Origin of the sequence: Shewanella sp. Iso12 (assembly GCF_012030025.1) — a bacterium.
Lineage (GTDB): Bacteria > Pseudomonadota > Gammaproteobacteria > Enterobacterales > Shewanellaceae > Shewanella > Shewanella algae.
Genome location: NZ_JAAUHW010000009.1, coordinates 91,743 through 109,014 on the forward strand (window position 1 = coordinate 91,743; position 17,272 = coordinate 109,014).

General features: G+C 52.4%; 17 protein-coding genes. All 17 read right to left on the reverse strand.

From position 1 onward, the window contains the following. Positions 1-129: 129 nt before the first annotated feature. Positions 130-1,206 carry a DNA polymerase IV gene (gene dinB, locus HCX89_RS15165; protein ID WP_045283576.1) on the reverse strand — a complete coding sequence of 359 codons (1,077 nt, stop codon included), beginning with the start codon at positions 1,204-1,206 and terminating at the stop codon, positions 130-132. A 154-nt stretch (positions 1,207-1,360) separates the two neighbouring features. Beyond that, positions 1,361-3,367 carry a methyl-accepting chemotaxis protein gene (locus tag HCX89_RS15170; protein ID WP_107110655.1) on the reverse strand — a complete coding sequence of 669 codons (2,007 nt, stop codon included), beginning with the start codon at positions 3,365-3,367 and terminating at the stop codon, positions 1,361-1,363. A 248-nt stretch (positions 3,368-3,615) separates the two neighbouring features. Continuing rightward, positions 3,616-4,083, reverse strand: a complete 468-nt coding sequence (gene bfr, locus HCX89_RS15175) for a bacterioferritin (RefSeq protein ID WP_054744321.1) — start codon at positions 4,081-4,083, stop codon at positions 3,616-3,618. A gap of 10 nt (positions 4,084-4,093) precedes the next feature. Continuing rightward, positions 4,094-4,567: a bacterioferritin gene (gene bfr, locus HCX89_RS15180; RefSeq protein WP_167716572.1), complete on the reverse strand. Its 474-nt coding sequence runs from the start codon at positions 4,565-4,567 to the stop codon at positions 4,094-4,096. Positions 4,568-4,728: 161 nt separating this feature from the next. After that, a complete protein-coding gene (locus tag HCX89_RS15185) occupies positions 4,729-5,709 on the reverse strand; it encodes a GGDEF domain-containing protein (RefSeq protein ID WP_044734976.1) in 981 nt (326 codons plus the stop codon). Positions 5,710-5,813: 104 nt separating this feature from the next. Next, on the reverse strand, positions 5,814-6,038 hold the full coding sequence (nqrM, locus tag HCX89_RS15190; protein WP_025011868.1) for a (Na+)-NQR maturation NqrM: 225 nt from the start codon (positions 6,036-6,038) through the stop codon (positions 5,814-5,816). 16 nt (positions 6,039-6,054) lie between these two features. Continuing rightward, on the reverse strand, positions 6,055-7,035 hold the full coding sequence (locus HCX89_RS15195) for an FAD:protein FMN transferase (RefSeq protein ID WP_254428399.1): 981 nt from the start codon (positions 7,033-7,035) through the stop codon (positions 6,055-6,057). A 113-nt stretch (positions 7,036-7,148) separates the two neighbouring features. After that, a complete protein-coding gene (gene nqrF, locus HCX89_RS15200; protein WP_025011870.1) occupies positions 7,149-8,405 on the reverse strand; it encodes an NADH:ubiquinone reductase (Na(+)-transporting) subunit F in 1,257 nt (418 codons plus the stop codon). 45 nt (positions 8,406-8,450) lie between these two features. Further along, positions 8,451-9,059, reverse strand: a complete 609-nt coding sequence (gene nqrE / locus HCX89_RS15205; RefSeq protein WP_167716576.1) for an NADH:ubiquinone reductase (Na(+)-transporting) subunit E — start codon at positions 9,057-9,059, stop codon at positions 8,451-8,453. Positions 9,060-9,064: 5 nt separating this feature from the next. Beyond that, entirely contained in the window at positions 9,065-9,697 is a 633-nt protein-coding gene (locus tag HCX89_RS15210; protein WP_025011872.1) for an NADH:ubiquinone reductase (Na(+)-transporting) subunit D, read from the reverse strand. Further along, positions 9,697-10,485: a Na(+)-translocating NADH-quinone reductase subunit C gene (locus HCX89_RS15215; RefSeq protein WP_025011873.1), complete on the reverse strand. Its 789-nt coding sequence runs from the start codon at positions 10,483-10,485 to the stop codon at positions 9,697-9,699. The genes HCX89_RS15210 and HCX89_RS15215 overlap by 1 nt, the downstream gene beginning before the upstream one ends. Next, positions 10,478-11,677, reverse strand: a complete 1,200-nt coding sequence (locus HCX89_RS15220; RefSeq protein ID WP_096140833.1) for an NADH:ubiquinone reductase (Na(+)-transporting) subunit B — start codon at positions 11,675-11,677, stop codon at positions 10,478-10,480. Before HCX89_RS15220 ends, HCX89_RS15215 begins: the two co-directional genes overlap by 8 nt. Then, complete coding sequence (locus HCX89_RS15225; protein WP_044735907.1) at positions 11,674-13,005, reverse strand: Na(+)-translocating NADH-quinone reductase subunit A; 1,332 nt, start codon at positions 13,003-13,005, stop codon at positions 11,674-11,676. Before HCX89_RS15225 ends, HCX89_RS15220 begins: the two co-directional genes overlap by 4 nt. 371 nt (positions 13,006-13,376) lie before the next feature. Then, positions 13,377-15,422, reverse strand: a complete 2,046-nt coding sequence (locus tag HCX89_RS15230; protein ID WP_167716578.1) for a TonB-dependent receptor — start codon at positions 15,420-15,422, stop codon at positions 13,377-13,379. 132 nt (positions 15,423-15,554) lie between these two features. Beyond that, a complete protein-coding gene (gene luxS / locus HCX89_RS15235) occupies positions 15,555-16,064 on the reverse strand; it encodes an S-ribosylhomocysteine lyase (RefSeq protein WP_025011876.1) in 510 nt (169 codons plus the stop codon). Positions 16,065-16,188: 124 nt separating this feature from the next. Continuing rightward, positions 16,189-16,488 carry a BolA family transcriptional regulator gene (locus HCX89_RS15240; RefSeq protein WP_062793928.1) on the reverse strand — a complete coding sequence of 100 codons (300 nt, stop codon included), beginning with the start codon at positions 16,486-16,488 and terminating at the stop codon, positions 16,189-16,191. A gap of 75 nt (positions 16,489-16,563) precedes the next feature. Continuing rightward, positions 16,564-17,226, reverse strand: coding sequence for an alpha-ketoglutarate-dependent dioxygenase AlkB (locus tag HCX89_RS15245; protein ID WP_123116760.1), 663 nt, complete (start codon positions 17,224-17,226; stop codon positions 16,564-16,566). Positions 17,227-17,272 lie beyond the last annotated feature (46 nt).

Below are 17,272 nucleotides of genomic sequence, written 5' to 3' on the forward strand. Positions count from 1 at the left end.
GACAGTGGCAAGGTATCGCCAGCTATGCTTGTGAGTCGGAATACGCTGAAAACCTACTATAAAGAGCCCATATGGAACAGAAATGGAGCTTGTTTATCCCCTCGCTGAGTGCAAACCATCAATTGGGGATTAGAAAGCCAGATCCAACTGCTGCAGAGCTTCCTCTGCCGGTGAGTGGCTATCATCCTGGCTGACCAGCCCGGCAGCCACCCCCAGCAGACGGATGCCTCGGCCGTTGGCTCTTTGCAGTGCCTGGGTCAGCAATTCATCCAGCAGGCGCACAGATAACTCACTCGAGCGGGTTTCTATAGTGGTCTGTTTAAAGTCACTGAACTTGAGTTTGACTACCAGCTTATGAATTTGCCTGTCTTTGGCTCCGCGCTCCAGACGGCGGGCCAACTCCTGCACCAACTGTGGCATTACCTGGCGACACTGGGCCAGGGTATGAATATCCTCTGCCAGCGTGGTTTCTACCCCAACAGACTTGCGCTCTCGGTTGATGGTCAGTTCACGCTCGTCTATCCCCTGAGCCCTTTCATAAAGCAAGGTACCAAACTTTCCAAACCGCTGTTGTAACTTGGTCAGCGGCACCTTTTGCACATCCGCGCAGGTATGCAGCCCCATATCGGCCAGCTTCTGGGCGGTGACCTTACCGACGCCGGGGATCTTGATAAGCGGCAGGTTTTTTACAAACTCAGGCAGTGCCTGTGGCGTGACCACATACTGGCCGTTGGGCTTGTTGAGATCCGATGCCACCTTGGCGAGAAACTTGACCGGGGCGATACCTGCCGAAGCCGTCAGGCCGGTTTCTGCCAGGATATCGGCGCGAATAGCCTCGGCAATGAGGGTGGCCGAGCCTTGGTATAACGAGCTATCGGATACATCCAGGTAGGCTTCATCCAGCGACAGAGGTTCAATCAGTGAGGTATAGCGGGCGAAGATGGCCCGGATCTCTGCCGAGACTTCCTTATAGACAGACATGCGCCCGGGGATCAGCAGCAGCTCCGGGCAAAGCTTTAACGCATAGGCCGAGGCCATGGCTGAGCGAACGCCAAATTTACGCGCCTCATAATTGCAGGTGCTTATCACCCCGCGTCTGTCACTGCTGCCGCCGACGGCCAGAGGTCGGCCACGATATTCTGGAAAATCACGCATCTCCACTGCGGCAAAATAGCAGTCCATGTCGATATGTATGATCTTTCTCAAGCTTGCTTTCCGGATCTCAAAGGGCTCGGTCGAGCCGGACACAAACAGAGTACTGTATAAAAACACAGTTAACAAGCCAGGATAACGAAAAAGCAGATCAATCGAGAGCAAAAAAGGAGAGCCAGGGCTCTCCTTAATGGATTTAAAGCTCGTCTTAATCGATGCGGAACTGACCTATGTTGCGCCCCAGAGCCGTGGCCAACTGTTGGAATGCCTGCATCTGATGTGACAGCTCTTCGCTGGCGCTCAGGGATTCATCGGAGCGGCCACGAACATTTTCAATGTTGCAGGCCACTTCTTCGGCCACCACAGCCTGCTGGCCTATCGCCGCAGTGATCTCCATGGTTTGCAGCTGGATGGCATCCACTGCCGCGGTTATTTCTGTCAGTGCCCGCTCAACTTCCAGAGTCAGGCTTTGGCCCTGGTTGGCCTCCCTGACTCCGGCTTCCATCACCTGTTCGGCTTGTTGTGCCTGTTGCTGCAGAGTCTGGATAATACCCTGAATATTGGTCGTGGAGTCCTGAGTGCGGGATGCCAGGGTGCGCACCTCATCGGCCACAACCGCAAAGCCCCTTCCCTGCTCGCCGGCGCGAGCCGCTTCAATGGCGGCGTTGAGTGCCAGCAGATTGGTTTGTTCGGCAATGGCGCGGATCACACTGAGCACCTCGCCTATCTCCTCTGAGCTGCTTCTGAGCGCCCGAATAACCCCCGCAGCCTGGTTGACCTGAGTGGAAAGTGAGTGCATTCCCTGACTGGCCTGCTGCACCACATCTGCGCCGTTTCTGGACTGCAACAACGCCGTCTCGGAAAACTCGGCGGCTCGTTGGGCGCTGGTCGCCATCTCCTGGCTTGTGTGGGCCATTTCGGTAGCGGCTGTGGCCACTGAGGCAATTTCCTGTTTCTGGGCGCTGACAGAGGCCAGTGCGTTGTCACACACCTCAGCCGCGGCGGCAACACCATTATCCACCCGACCACTGAGTTCACGGGTTTCCAGCAACAGACTCTGCACCTTGGCGGCAAAACGGTTGAATGCCGCGCCGAGACGCCCAAGTTCATCGGCGCGGTTGATTTCAATGCGCCGTGACAAGTCGCCCTCACCCTCGGCGATATCTTCCATGGTGTGCAGCAGGCTATTGAGATTACGCCGAAACGGCAACATCATCAGGAAAACGGTTAACGCCACCAGTAAAATAATCCCCACTGAGACCAGGCTGGTTTGCCAAAGGCTTTGCTTCACCGGTGCCTGAAACACTTCATTGGGCAACATGAACCCCAAATACCAGCGCACCTTGGGATAATCACCGCGAATGGCAATGTAGCTCACCCGCTGCAACTCTCCCTGATAAGTGACTTCGGCAATACCGGCATCCCGGGTTTGCATTTCACGTTTCAGTTCACTAAAACCCTGATTGTCGCCGCTGAGATTGTCAATAACGGCCGCATCAGAGCCGGCGGGAAACCCCTGGTTAAAACCCGGGAAGTACACCAGCTTTCCCTGCTCCGTCATCAAAAACGCCTGGCCTTCGCCCCGGTATTTGATTGGCGCCAGCAGGTTTTTACCTATGGTATCGATGAGAATATCCATACCGCCTATGCCTATCAGGCGACCATTGGCATCCTTGACTACAGTCTTGACCGTGGCCGAGATTGAGCCGTCATTGGCATCCACGGCCGGGTCACCGACAAACAAACCATTTCTGTCTATCGCTTCCTGCCACCAGGGACGTTTGTTGGTGTAGTAGTCGGGATCGCCATCGTAACGGCCATTGAGATCAAAGTACTCGAAGGTATTGGCCGAGCCGAAGAACACCGACTTGATCTCCTTGTCCTGCTCGGAGAAAAAGTGGAAGTAATCCACCAGCTGTTGATAGCCGGGATCGAGACTGAGATCTGAGCCACGGCTATGGTATTTGGCAAACCAGTTATTGATGGCAGGGTTAGCAAAGACAGAGTGAATAATCTGCCCCTTGGCGTAGAAGTAATTGCCTATTTCATTGGCCTTGAGGGTGATCAGCGCCGATATGTCCTGATCTATGCGGGCACGGGTATCGTCGCTGCTACTCTTTACCATCACGGCGGCCACTATAGACAACAACAACGCCAGGGCACCGACGATAGCCAATACAAGTTGCAAACTGAGAGAACGTCTTATCTGCTCCATTGCGAGTCCTATTTGTTATATTTTTATTTAAGGAAACCGGCAATGTATCAGAATCTGTTAACAATTTTGAATACTAAATGACAAGAAACAATATAATTTTCTATGTAAACAATCCCCTGCACCAAACCGAAGCAATTCAGTGCCTTATTGCCCAACTCAAGTGCATTCAAATTTAATTCAGGCTCAATGCAACACCAGATAGCAAAAGAGCCGCAATAGCGGCTCCTGTCGTGACGGCTTTGATACCGTTACATCTTGGACTGGATGTAATTCTGTAACCCAACCTTGTCGATAAGGCCCAGCTGTTTCTCCAGCCAATACATGTGATCGTCTTCAGTTTCTTCCAGCAATAGCTCCAACAACTCCCGACTCTGATAGTCCTTGAGTTGCTCACACAAGGTGATGGCTTCTCTCAAGTTGGCGGCAACCTTATATTCATATTGCAAGTCGTTGTGCAGCATCTCCTGCACATTCTTGCCTATGGTGAGGGCGTCGCGACTGGCAACATCCGGAATGCCTTCCAGAAACAGGATCCGTGCAATCAACTTGGCGGCATGCTCTCTTTCATCGTCCGACTCATGCTTGATCCGCTCATAGAGCTCATTCAGCCCCCAGTCTTCATACATATGGGCATGCACGAAGTACTGATCCATTGCCGACAGTTCCCCGGTCAGCAGCTTGTTGAGCACATCTATGACTTGCTGATGGCCTTTCATACCTGTCTCCTTATTCTTTCCCAATCTGTGACTGCAGATAATTAGCCAGTCCGGTCAGGCTTATCAGCTCAAACTGAGCTTCCAGCCAATCCAGGTGTTCCTCTTCATCTTCCAGCAGATCCTCGAGGATATCGCGACTGACATAATCACGCTCAGTCTCACACAGGGCAATGGCATCTCGCAGCACTGTCAGTTGCTCTTCCAGCATCTGTTTGTCACAAGCCAGCATCTCTTCGCTGTGTTCACCTATGCGTAACTTGTCCAACTGTTGCAAGTTGGGCAGGCCTTCGAGAAACAACACCCGCTCGATAATCTTGTCGGCGTGCTTCATATCCTGAATCGATTTCTTGTAGGCTTTGTGGTTGAGTCCTTCCAGGCCCCAGTTCTTGAACATGCGGGCATGAAGGAAGTACTGATTGATGGCTGTCAGCTCACAGGTCAACACCTTGTTGAGCTGGGACACCACTTTGGGATGACCTTTCATTATCTCGTCCTTTAGCTTTGATTAAACTTGATCCAAGTCAATGTTCCCAGCCTAGCCCAAAGCGGGACGCATTACAAATTAACCTTTAATTTCACAAACTTACAAAAGATAACCATTATCATTTTAACTAAGGTTAGCAAGCTGCTTTTAAGCACAAGTGATTAAAAAAGCTCGATATCATCTTCTATCTGTGGCCCCTGGAGCTTGCCTTCTTCCAACAGTTGCCCATAAAACGCCACTTGGTTGCGACCATTGCCTTTGACAAAATACAGTGCGTTGTCGGCCTGATTGAGCAAGGTTCCGGGCTCAACCCGGGGATCTATCCCCACAATGCCCATAGAGATGCGGATCCCGCCCAACCGCTCCTGCTGCAATCTGGCCAGCCTGTGGGTAAACTCCTGACACAGCTTAAGCAAGGCACTGCGGGTACGCGGCGCCGGCAGGATAACAAACTCATCACCGCCAAAACGGAACATGAGATCCTGAGGGTTAAACACCTGCTTCATCAGCGCCGAAACCTGCAACAGGACTTCATCGCCATAGAGGTGGCCGAAGGTATCGTTGATTTTCTTGAAGTAGTCTATATCGAAGATGCAAATCCACAGCTTGAGCTCCTCTTCGGCGTCCATACTCGCCTGTTCCTGCTTGAGTTCACAGGCAATTTCCACCGAACTGTATAACTGTGGCAAAAAGGCTTTGCGGTTCAATAGATTGGTAAGACTGTCCGTTTCACTCTCCACCACTATGTGGAAATAGTTCTCATAGACTTTGGCAAAACCTCTGAGCAAAACCATATCTTGCTCAGTCAATAAAGGCGCGCTGACCAAGAGCACCTTGGTGAGTTTATCGTTGATGATGATGGGAACAGCCAACTCTTGGTGCAGACCGTTGGAGAAACAGATCTCCCTTTGCTGTTCGATACAGAGTTTGACCGATACAGCCAAGGTGGCGCCGTTGACATTGCGCTGGCCATCCAGGCCCCCTTTACGCTTGGTGAGCTTATCCACATCCAGGATACACACCTCATCTATGTTGAGCATTTGCGATACTGTGGACACCAGGCTCTCGGCAAGAGAATCCAACTGCCGCTGCTCGGTCAACTGTACCACTGAATCGAGAATAGCTTCCGGCTCTCTGCTCATCGGCATATCTCCTCTACAGAGCGCTTGTCCATGCCACAGAGTGTAGTACAGCAGGAATTCACGGGCGGAGCGGGCGAAAAAAAGGCCTCCGAAGAGGCCCTTTTTCAAATAATTCTATCTTTGGTTAAACGCTCGCGCCGAGCTTCTTCAGCCGCTTCACGGGCCTTGCGTTTATCGCAGGGCTCATCACAGTCGCAGGCCTTTTCTATACCCAAGACCCCGAGGCCACCACAGCTGCCCTGTACCGCCTTGCGCTTGATTAAATAGCCCACAGACATCAGCAGGAAAAACGCCAGCAGAATCACAAAGGCCGCAATAAAAGTACTCATAAAGGCTCCAATTACTCTAGTGGACGAAGGCTTTAAACGCAGAGCTATAGTATACCTTAAACCCTTCGTCCTGTTTTTCAATCAGCATGATGGCCAGCTTTTCCTTTTCGGCCAGGGCCAACGAGGCTTCTGTGCCCATCACCATCATGGCAGTGGCAAAACCATCGGCCGTCATACACTCAGGGTGCAACACAGTGACAGAGGCCAGTCTGTGCTCTACCGGAAAACCACTGCGAGGGTCGATAATATGAGTGAAGCGCTGTCCGTCCTCCTCATAGTAGTTACGATAGTCGCCCGAGGTAGCCATGGCCATGGTGCCTGGCTCTATCACCTGTTGCACCGCCCGGCCATTATCCGCCGGCTGCTCTATCGCCACCCGCCAGGGTTTGCCATCGTCTTTGGTTCCCTTGACGCTGATCTCACCGCCAATCTCCACCAGATAACCTTTGGGCTGATACTTATCCAGCAAACGAGCCACTTTATCGACCCCGAATCCTTTGGCTATGGATGACAAGTCCACATAGACGCTGGACTGACTCTTGCTGAGCAGGTCCCCTTCTATCTGAATGGCATCTATCCCCATCCGCGCCTTGGCTTCGGCTATCTGCTCGGCAGAAGGCACTTCCAGAGGCCGTTTGTCCGGGCCAAAACCCCACAGGTTGACCAAGGGCCCCAGGGTGATATCGAGCGCGCCGTCAGTGAGCTGATATAACCTGATACCTTCACGGATATTGGTAATGGTATCGGCTGAAACTGTCAAACTCTGGCCTTGCTTGAGCTGATTGAAACGCGAAAGCTCGGAGTCGGGTCTGTAGGTCGACATCTGATCGTTCACCTGCTCCAGTGCCATATCGATTTCAGCCTGCAACAACTGGGCATCCGGCAAACCTTTGCTGTTAACCACCTTAATATGATAAGTGGTGCCCATGGTGCTGCCGGAGAGCGCAATCACTTCATCCTGACTGCTGCAACCAGAAACAAAAAAGGCCAATCCCATAAGGACCAGCCAATTTGCCAGCGTTGTAAACTTAGCGGTCTTGAACTGCATACTATGAATTTCCCTTACAAACTGGCACTGCCAAAAGGCAGTGCCAGGGAATGAACTAATGCTTAGCCACCGAAGTCATCCAGGAGGATGTTTTCATCTTCAACGCCAAGATCTTTCAGCATAGCAATTACCGCTGCGTTCATCATTGGAGGTCCACACATGTAGAACTCACAATCTTCAGGGGCGTCGTGCGACTTGAGATAGTTCTCATAAAGCACGTTGTGAATGAAGCCTGTGTAGCCATCCCAGTTATCCTCAGGCTGAGGATCGGACAGGGCCACATGCCAGACAAAGTTATCATTCTCAGCCGCCAGGCCATCGAAATCTTCAACATAGAACATTTCGCGCTTGGAACGGGCACCGTACCAGAAGCTCATCTTACGCTTGGACTTAAGACGCTTGAGCTGGTCGAAGATATGAGAACGCATAGGCGCCATACCTGCACCACCACCGATAAAGACCATTTCAGCATCGGTATCTTTGGCAAAGAATTCACCGAATGGGCCGGAGATAGTGACTTTATCACCTGGCTTGAGACTCCAGATGTAAGACGACATCTTACCACAAGGCAGACTCAGATTCCGTGGTGGAGGTGTGGCAATCCGCACGTTCAGCATGATAATGCCAAACTCTTCCGGATAGTTGGCCATAGAGTATGCACGAATGGTTTCTTCATCAACCTTGGATTCCAGGTTGAAGAAGCCAAAGTGTTCCCAGTCACCACGATACTCTGCTGGAATATCGAAGTCTTTGTACTTCACATGGTGAGCAGGGGCTTCAATCTGAATATAACCACCGGCACGGAAAGGTACAGACTCACCATCAGGGATCTGCAGCTTAAGCTCTTTAATGAAGGTCGCCTTGTTATCGTTGGAGATAACAGTACATTCCCACTTCTTGATGCCGAAGATCTCTTCGTCCAGCTCAATTTCCATATCTGACTTGACGTTAACCTGACAAGACAGACGGCAACCCTTACGGGCATCACCCTTGCTGATGTGATCCAGTTCGGTTGGCAGAATATCACCGCCACCGGACTTAACGTTGACACGACACTGACCACAAGAGCCACCGCCACCACAGGCAGATGACACGAAAATACCGTTGTTGGCCAAAACGCCCAGCAACTTGCCACCGGCAGCAGTGGTAATCGCCTTCTCTGGGTCACCGTTGATGCCAATAGTAATATCACCGCTGGAGACCAACTTGGATTTGGCGAACAGGATCACCAATACCAGGATCAGAACTATCGCGGTAAACATACTCACACCGAGGTAAACCTCGAGTGGAGTAGACTTAAAAATACCAAGAATATCCATTAACTTATCCTTAGAGGTTCAATTTCGGAAGCCGCTTGGTGTCCCTTAAAGGGACACACCAGAGAACGACATGAAACCTAAGGCCATCAGACCCGCAGTGATAAAGGTAATACCCAGACCACGCAGACCATTAGGCACATCAGCATACTTCAGCTTCTCACGGATACCGGCCAACAGGACGATAGCTAATGCCCAGCCCAAACCGGAACCGAAACCGAACACCAGGCTCTCACCCAGGTTGTAGTCACGTTCAACCATGAAGGATACCGCACCGAAAATCGCACAGTTTACTGTGATCAGCGGCAGGAAGATCCCCAGGGCGTTGTACAGTGGCGGGAAGTACTTATCCAGAGCCATTTCCAGGATCTGAACCAAGGCTGCGATAACACCGATAAAGGTAATGAACTTAAGGAAGCTCAGATCGGCATCCGGTACACCGGCCCAAGCCAATGCACCAGGAGCCAGGATACCCTGATAGATCATCTGGTTAACTGGTACTGAAATAGTCAGTACCACAATAACCGCAATCCCGAGACCCATGGCCGTCTTCACTTTCTTGGAAACGGCCAGGAAGGTACACATCCCCAGGAAGAAGGCCAGTGCCATGTTTTCGATGAAAACAGAGCGAATTAACAAACTGATATAATGTTCCATCGCGCTTACCCTTTTGCTTCTACTTGCTCTGGCTTATAAGTGCGGATTATCCAAATCAGAATACCGATCAGGAAGAAGGCACTTGGCGGCAGCAGTAACAGGCCGTTGGGCTGATACCAGCCACCGTCTGAGATTTTGGAGAGTATCTCAACACCAAACAGCGAACCGTTACCAAAGAGTTCACGGACGAAACCTACGCTCATCAGCACCAGACCATAACCCAGGCCGTTACCTATACCATCCATAAAGCTCATCAGTGGTGGCGTCTTCATCGCATAGGCCTCGGCACGGCCCATCACGATACAGTTGGTAATAATCAAACCAACGAATACCGACAGCTGTTTGGAGATGTCGTAGGCGTATGCCTGCAGCACCTGATCCACCACGATTACCAGCGAGGCAATAATGGTCATCTGCACAATAATCCGCACGCTGGCAGGAATATGGTTACGTATGATGGAGATAAACAGGTTGGAAAACGCTGTTACCGCCGTCAGTGCTATGGTCATCACCAATGCGGTTTCCAGCTTACTGGTTACCGCCAGGGCACTACATACCCCGAGGATCTGCAGCGCAATAGGGTTATTGCTGACTATAGGTCCGGTGAGAACCTGTTTGAGTTCTTTACTGTCGGCCATTAGCTCAATCCTCCATTGCGTGCTTTTTCAATAAAGCGAGCAAAACCTTCATCGCCCAGCCAGAATGTCAGCGAGTGCTGAACACCATTACTGGTCAGGGTCGCGCCGGACAAGGCATCAACACCATGGTCTGTCTCGGCTACGGCTGGGTTTTTAGTCACTGTGATAGCTATGTTGCCCTGCTCGTCAAACAGCTTCTTGCCCTGCCATTTGGCTTTCCAGCTTGGGTTTTCAACTTCGCCGCCCAGTCCAGGGGTTTCACCTTGGTTGTAATAAACCAGGTTCTGGATGGTGTTCATGTCCGGTTCCAGCGCCAGGAAGGCGTACATGGTAGACCACAGGCCATAGCCATGAACCGGCAGGATCACGCTGGTCACTTTACCGGCATCATCACGCACCAGATAAACCACGGCATTTTTGGCAATCCGCTTAACCGAAGCAATGTCATGCTCAGGCACCACAGAGGTGGCTGGATCACGAGAGGCTTTCTGTTGATCATAGGTATCGCCGTTGATATCGGTCACTTCGTCACCGGTTTTCAGCTCGATAACCTTGGCTTCAACATACTTTTTGTAAGTTTCCAGAACCACATCTTTGCTGACCTTGCCGGATTTGGTGTCGATCAGGTTGGCGGCTTCCAGAATAAACTTCTGCTTATCCAGCAGTTTGTTTTCCTGCTGGGTTGGCTTGAGCAGTACTGCTGCGGTCGATACGAAAATCGAGCAGATAAGACACAGGCCAACGACGACAAATAGCGTTCTTCCGAACGAATCCTTATTACTAGCCACGAGCAATCCTCCGCTTGATGTTTGCCTGGACTACAAAATGGTCAAACAGTGGCGCAAACAGGTTGGCAAACAGAATCGCCAGCATCATGCCCTCTGGGAATGCAGGGTTGATAACACGGATAAACACTGCCATGGCACCTATCAGGATACCGTAAGCCCATTTGGCCTGGTTGGTGAAGGAAGCCGACACAGGGTCAGTGGCCATAAACATCATACCGAAGGCAAATCCACCCAGAACCAGGTGCCAGTACCAAGGCATGGCGAACATGGGGTTGGTTTCAGAACCGACCAGGTTCAGCAGCAGTGACACGGCAATCATACCAACCATCACGCCGCCGACGATGCGCCAGGAAGCGATACGGGTATAGATGATAACCAGACCACCGAGCAGGATAGCCAGAGTGGAAACTTCACCGACAGAACCAGGAATAAAGCCGAAGAAGGCATCCCACCAGTTCTGGTTGAAGGCATAGTCCAGGGTACCTGAAGCCGCTTGGCTCAGCGCAGTGGCGCCGGAGAAACCGTCGGCAACCACCCAGGAGTTGTCACCGGACATGTTCAACGGATAGGCAAAGAACAGGAAGGCACGACCGGCCAGTGCTGGGTTGAGGAAGTTACGTCCGGTACCACCGAACACCTCCTTGGCGACAACCACACCGAAGCTGATACCCAGTGCCACCATCCACAATGGGATAGTTGCAGGCAGCGTCAGGGCAAACAGCACTGAGGTCACGAAGAAGCCTTCGTTGACTTCATGGCCACGAACCGAGGCGAACAGCACTTCCCAGATACCACCGACCGCGAAGGTCACGGCATATATAGGCAGGAAGAAACAGGCGCCATACCACATCAAGGTGGCCCAGCCGGAATCGGCTGTCAGCTGAGTACCGAAGAGTTCAAACAGACCCACCTGCCAAACATCGGGAGTACCGAAGCCGGCGGCCAGGGCGATTTGCGCCTGCAGACCCACGTTGTACATCCCGACAAACATGGCGGGGAAAGTACAGGCCCAGACGGTAATCATCATACGTTTCAGATCCAGGTTATCGCGCACATGGGTCTTGCCCTTGTTCACTTTACCCGGGGTGTAAAAAATGGTCGCTGCGGCTTCATAGAGCGCATACCACTTCTCGTATTTACCGCCCTTTTCAAATTGCGGTTCAATACGCTCAAGAAAATCTTTCAAGCTCATAAGCCTTCCCTCTCGACGGTCTCCAAGCAGTCACGCAGGTATGAACCATAGTCATACTTACCGGGACATACGAAAGTACACAGTGCCAGGTCTTCTTCATCCAGCTCCAGCGCACCCAATGCCACGGCGCCATCGGTATCACCGGAGATCAGATCACGCAGCAACATAGTGGGCAGAATATCCAGAGGCATCACCCGCTCATAGTTGCCGATAGGCACCATGGCCCGCTCGGAACCACCGGTACTGCTGGTCATATTGAACAGACGGGAAGGACTCAAGTGCCCCAGGAAAGCACGGGTAATGGAGAACTTATCGGCTCCAGGCATTACCCAACCGAAGAACTCTTTCTCTGTGCCTTCTTCAATCAGGGTCAACTGCTGGAAGTAGCGTCCCATATAAGCATGGGGACCTGTTGCAGTACGGCCGTTGAGCACAGAACCTGAGATAACCCGAACTTGGCCATCGGCTTCGTCTTGGGTCAGGGCCTGAGTGCTGGCACCCAGCAGAGTGCGTACCAAGCGAGGGTTCTTGGCTTTAGGGCCAGTGATGGCCACAACGCGCTGGTTGTTCAGTTCACCTGTGGTAAACAGCTGACCTATCGCGATGACGTCCTGGTAACCCAGGTACCATACGCTGCGACGGGCAGAGGCAGGCATCAAGAAGTGGATATGAGTTCCAGGCAGACCCGCTGGATGGGGACCGGCAAACTCTTCCACTTGGGCATTGCCCGCTGGAATGTCTGCTCCTGGTGCTTTACAGACGAAGACTTTGTCTGTCAGTCGGGCCAGTACTTTTAGGCCGTTGACGAAATCGTCTTTATGCTCAGCGATAACAACTTGAGGGTCACCTGCCAGTGGCTGGGTGTCCATGGCTGTCACGAAGATAGCCGCTGCTGTCGCATCCACTGCCGGCACCTTACTGAAAGGACGGGTGCGCAATGCGGTCCACATACCTGATTCAATCAGATTGTCGCGAACCTGCTGCGGTTCCAGAGTATCCAGAGCCTGGGCATCATACTTGGCAAAAGAGACGGCTTCGTCCCCTTCGATCTCTATGACGACTGACTGCAGAACACGTTTGGCGCCGCGGTTGATTTCTAATATTGTGCCACTGGCCAAAGCCGTATATTTGACGCCAGGATTCTTTTTATCTTCAAAAATCACCTGACCTTTTTGCACTTTATCGCCCACTTTGATCTTCATCGTTGGACGTAAGCCAATATACTCTTCACCCAAAGTAGCTACGTGTTTAATGGCTGGGCCATCATGGATAACTTGCTTTGGTCCGCCTGCTAGAGGCAAATCCAATCCTTTCTTAATTGTAATCATATCCACATGCACTACGTTTTGAAGGAAAGACAATGCGCCGCGTTCCTGCTAACCCCCGACTCTCACACAAAAAATCGAGCGTTGAGCTAGCGCAGATTTATCACAGAAATGCGATCGCAATCACGCTGGTCGCGCGCATTTTACCCCAATTGCAACGCTATCGCCACGAAAATTGTAGTGTTTTAACCTGCTTTCAAAGCGACCAAGAGAGAATCGAGCGGAGTTGAACAAGCGGAGATAGCGACAAGCGGGCGAAAGGCAGGATTTTGTCCTGACTCATAAAGTTATACTTTTCATTTTTAAAGAATTAATCAACCAAATAGTCGAAAATACTTATTTCACCTCCCCGGCCTTACCGGGGAGGCTCTGCTTCAAAATTTTATCCGATAGCCCAGCTGTAAACGTCTGCCAACACTTGCCAATAAGCCGGTGTCATCTTCACGTAACGGGCTCGCGTCATCGAGCAGATCTTCGGCGCGAAAATAGAGCTGATGTTTTGAGTTGAAGTCATAACTCAGTAGCAGATCCAGTTGCATGCTGTCCTTTGCCGTCACCTGAGGGGTAAGGCTTGCCACTTCTGAACGATATATACCCAGAGCCCTGGCCTTAAAGCCGTCCCACTCCAACCCAAGATGAAGACTCAAGGCATGCTCGGGCAACCAGGGCAACTGCTTATCGGCCATCAGGCAAGGTCCGCTCAGCATAAGACAACCCGAGTGCTGCGCCTTGGCTTGGGTGTAATGGTACTTGAGCCCCATGGGCCAATTGACAGTGCCTGAGTCCAGGCTGTAGTTGAGCGCCAGTTCGGCGCCTTTGACATCCACTTCTCCGAGATTGTATTGATTGAGGCGCAGCGCTGGGTCGCAGAAGCTATTTGCCGTGCAATCAAAATGCAGATTGTCGAAGTCTCGCTGGTACAGGCTCAGTGCACTTTTCAGCCTACCTGACTCAAAGCGGCCACCGAGTTCATATTGCCAGGCTTGCTGGGAGCTTTGCCCCTGGTTGCCGGGGCTCGCCGCCGCCCAGGCCCTGCCGGCACTGATGAACAGGCTCAGTGCCTCCCCGCGCCAACTGAGCTTGGCCGTGGGTAACCATTCACTTTCGGAGAAGTCCGCGGCTGAAAGCGGCACTGTTTCGCTACTGCGCTCCAAGCTGACATCTTCATAGCCGACGCCGAGCTCCAGAGTCACGGCCGACCAGTTGAGCTCAGCCGTCACCGCCGAGCTCCAGACACTGGCCTTGTCATCAATTCTGATACTCAGACTCTGCGCAGTATCACTCAGTAGTCCATCCTGCCATAACCAACTCCCCAGGCCGGGTGCCAGCTCGGCCTTGTCTCTGTGCCAGCGGGCACTGTAACTCACCTTGTGGCGACCATATTGAGTAATGGCCTGAGTCTGGATCCCCATCGCCTCGAAGTCATCATCACGGCGAAAGTCGACCAATGAAACCACGCCGATAGCAGCGGCATCCAAGGCCGCCAATTGCTCAAGCACGTCACCTTGAATAAAGGCGCCATTGGCAAAACTCATCTGCAACTGCGAGCTGTGATGGCTATGGTAGTAAAGCTCGGTAAACACCCGGGAACCGGCAGTAGGCTCAACGCGGTGTGACAGCTGATATCTGTGGCTGCGGCTCTTGAGTCTATCCTGCGTGGCAGCGCCATACACTAACTCAGGATTCAGTTGCCAATCGGCAGCCGTCAGCCCCATTCCCGGCAAAAACTGCCGCTGCTGTGAATACTGATACTTGAATTCAGTATGTTGCCGACTGCGGGCACCCGGCAAGCTGTTGGCCGCTATCTTGAAAAGGACCTTGGTCTGGCTGTCGTCTTGCCCCTGCTCGGCGCTTCTCGGCTCCTGCCAGGGTTGCTGGCGCCTGTGGCTCGCCTGCAGCAATACCTTATAGTCATCGGCATCAATCAGACCGCGGCCCTCGGCGCCCCAACCTTTATCCTCATTGCCCTGAAGCCGCACACTCTTGCCCGGAGTATCATGCAACCCCAGGCTTTGCGTTTCCAAAACACCAAAACTGCCGCTACCGCCATAGAGCAAGCTACCGGCGGCATTGGCCGAGCTGGCAACCAGGGTATCGGGATCCGGCAGTTGCCACAGATAAGGTGCAGAATAAGGTGCCGGCGCCAGATTGACCCTGTCTTCGATAATAGCCATTCCGGAATGGCCGCTGCCACCGGCGCCGCGGATACTGAAACTGCCCGGCAAGGTTGGGATAAGCTCGCCACCGGCGGTCAATTGCCGCTCGGCCGAGTCATAGTACATGGCATTGATTGCTGCGGGCTCAAAAGCCGGATGGTCAGCAGCCAAAGGTTCGGAAGCGTGCGCCCACGGCCCGGCCAAACTCCCGCTCACCAAACCGGCCACTGCACTCACCTTAAGCAAGCCACGCCTCTGACTCATATCCCAATCCCCTATCAGCAGTTACCGCACATTTGATGTTATATTTTTGTAAACTAACTGATTTGCGGACAAAAAAAAAGCGACTTGAGTAATTATCAAGCCGCTTGATTGAGCGAGGTAAGCCGGGTGGGATTAGAGCTGCTTCAGCAGTTCCTCACTCAACTTGAGATCGTCGTTGCGGTTAACGCTGACACCGGCGGCAATAATATTGCGGGCAATATCCTGCGCCTGCTCCAGAGAATGCATCTGATAGGTACCGCACTGGTATTCGTTCAGCTCAGGAATAGCCTTTTGATCTTGTACCTTGAGCACATCTTCCATGGCTGCCAACCAGGCATCGGCAACCCGGCCTTCTGCCGGTGTCCCGATAAGGCTCATATAAAAGCCGGTGCGGCAACCCATGGGCGAAATATCTATGATCTCCACTCCGTCACCATTGAGGTGATCGCGCATAAAGCCGGCAAACAGGTGTTCCAGAGTATGAATGCCACGCTCGCTGAGAATATCCTTGTTGGGCGCGCAAAAACGCAGGTCAAATACCGTAATGGTATCGCCCTTTGGTGTGCTCATGGTCTTGGCCACCCGCACTGCCGGTGCCTCCATCTTGGTATGGTCCACGGTAAAGCTGTCTAACAATGGCATGGGTATTCTCCCTTGGATGGCAAGCTGGCTTGCACTGTTAAATGGTTTCGTGTCTCAAAGCGCTATTATTACAGCGCCAAAACACAAATGCAGCCCCTGGAGGCGGTTTATCAAGCCAGGACTTTTAACCACGGCACTTGGGCGACTCAGGCACGGCGCTTTGAGCATCCCATTCGGCCTGAGTATAAGTATGCATGGACAGAGCGTGCACGCCATTGGCCAGTTCTTCCGCCAATGCCTGGTTCACTTCTCTATGGCGAGCCAGCAGACGCTTGCCATTAAAGGCTTCACTGACAATGATCACCTTGAAGTGCGTCTCTGAATTAGGCGGCACATGGTGATTGTGGCTCTCGTTGATGACTTCTATATGACTCGGCGTCAGGGCGAGGCGCAACTTCTGCTCTATGGTCTGGGCAACGGACATGGTAAAACCTGATATAAGCTGTTGGGATTGGCGGCAGGTTACTGCGTCGGCGAACAAAGATCAATCCGACAATTTTCAACCACCAGGAGGATGAAAACCCGGTTTGAGCCGCCGATAGGTGAGATTGAGCCTGGGCTCTGTGAGTTTCAGCCTTCTTGGCAAAGCATGTTGCCACTCCTGCTGCATCGGCCAGCGCATCAACAAGAGATCGCCCGAGTTAAGCCTCAGCCGCAGCTTCTCGCCGCTTTGCTTGTGTCTCAAATCAAAATCGCGCCCGGCGCCCAGACTGATTGACGCGATATCGGCCCCCTCTGCCAGCTCAGGTTCATCGTCGCTGTGCCAACCCATGGCGTCGCGGCCATCGGCATAACGGTTTACCAGCACGCCGTTGCTGCCAAGCTGCCAGTCCCGATCCAGCTTTTGCCTTAGCCGTAACAGATATTTGGGCCAGGGAAGCGCCCGAACCAATAACCCTGAGTAGCGATAATCACAGCCGTGATCGCCAAACCACACCTGAGTACGGGGAATGGCGTGACGCTTACCGAATATCTCAAGCTCGGGGCGAGTCAGAGGATAATGCTCCGCCTCGCGCCAAATGGCATCCTGCTGTGCTGGATTGAGATAACCGCGCACCAGCAACATAGGCGGCTGCTCAAACCGTTGCACGCCTGTTGCCGACTCAGCAGATGACCCAGGCTCAAGCGCAAACAGCGACTGCTGTATCTCTTTTGAACTCATATTTGAACTCACCTTTGAACTTCATGGCATTGTTTCTCTGTGGCTT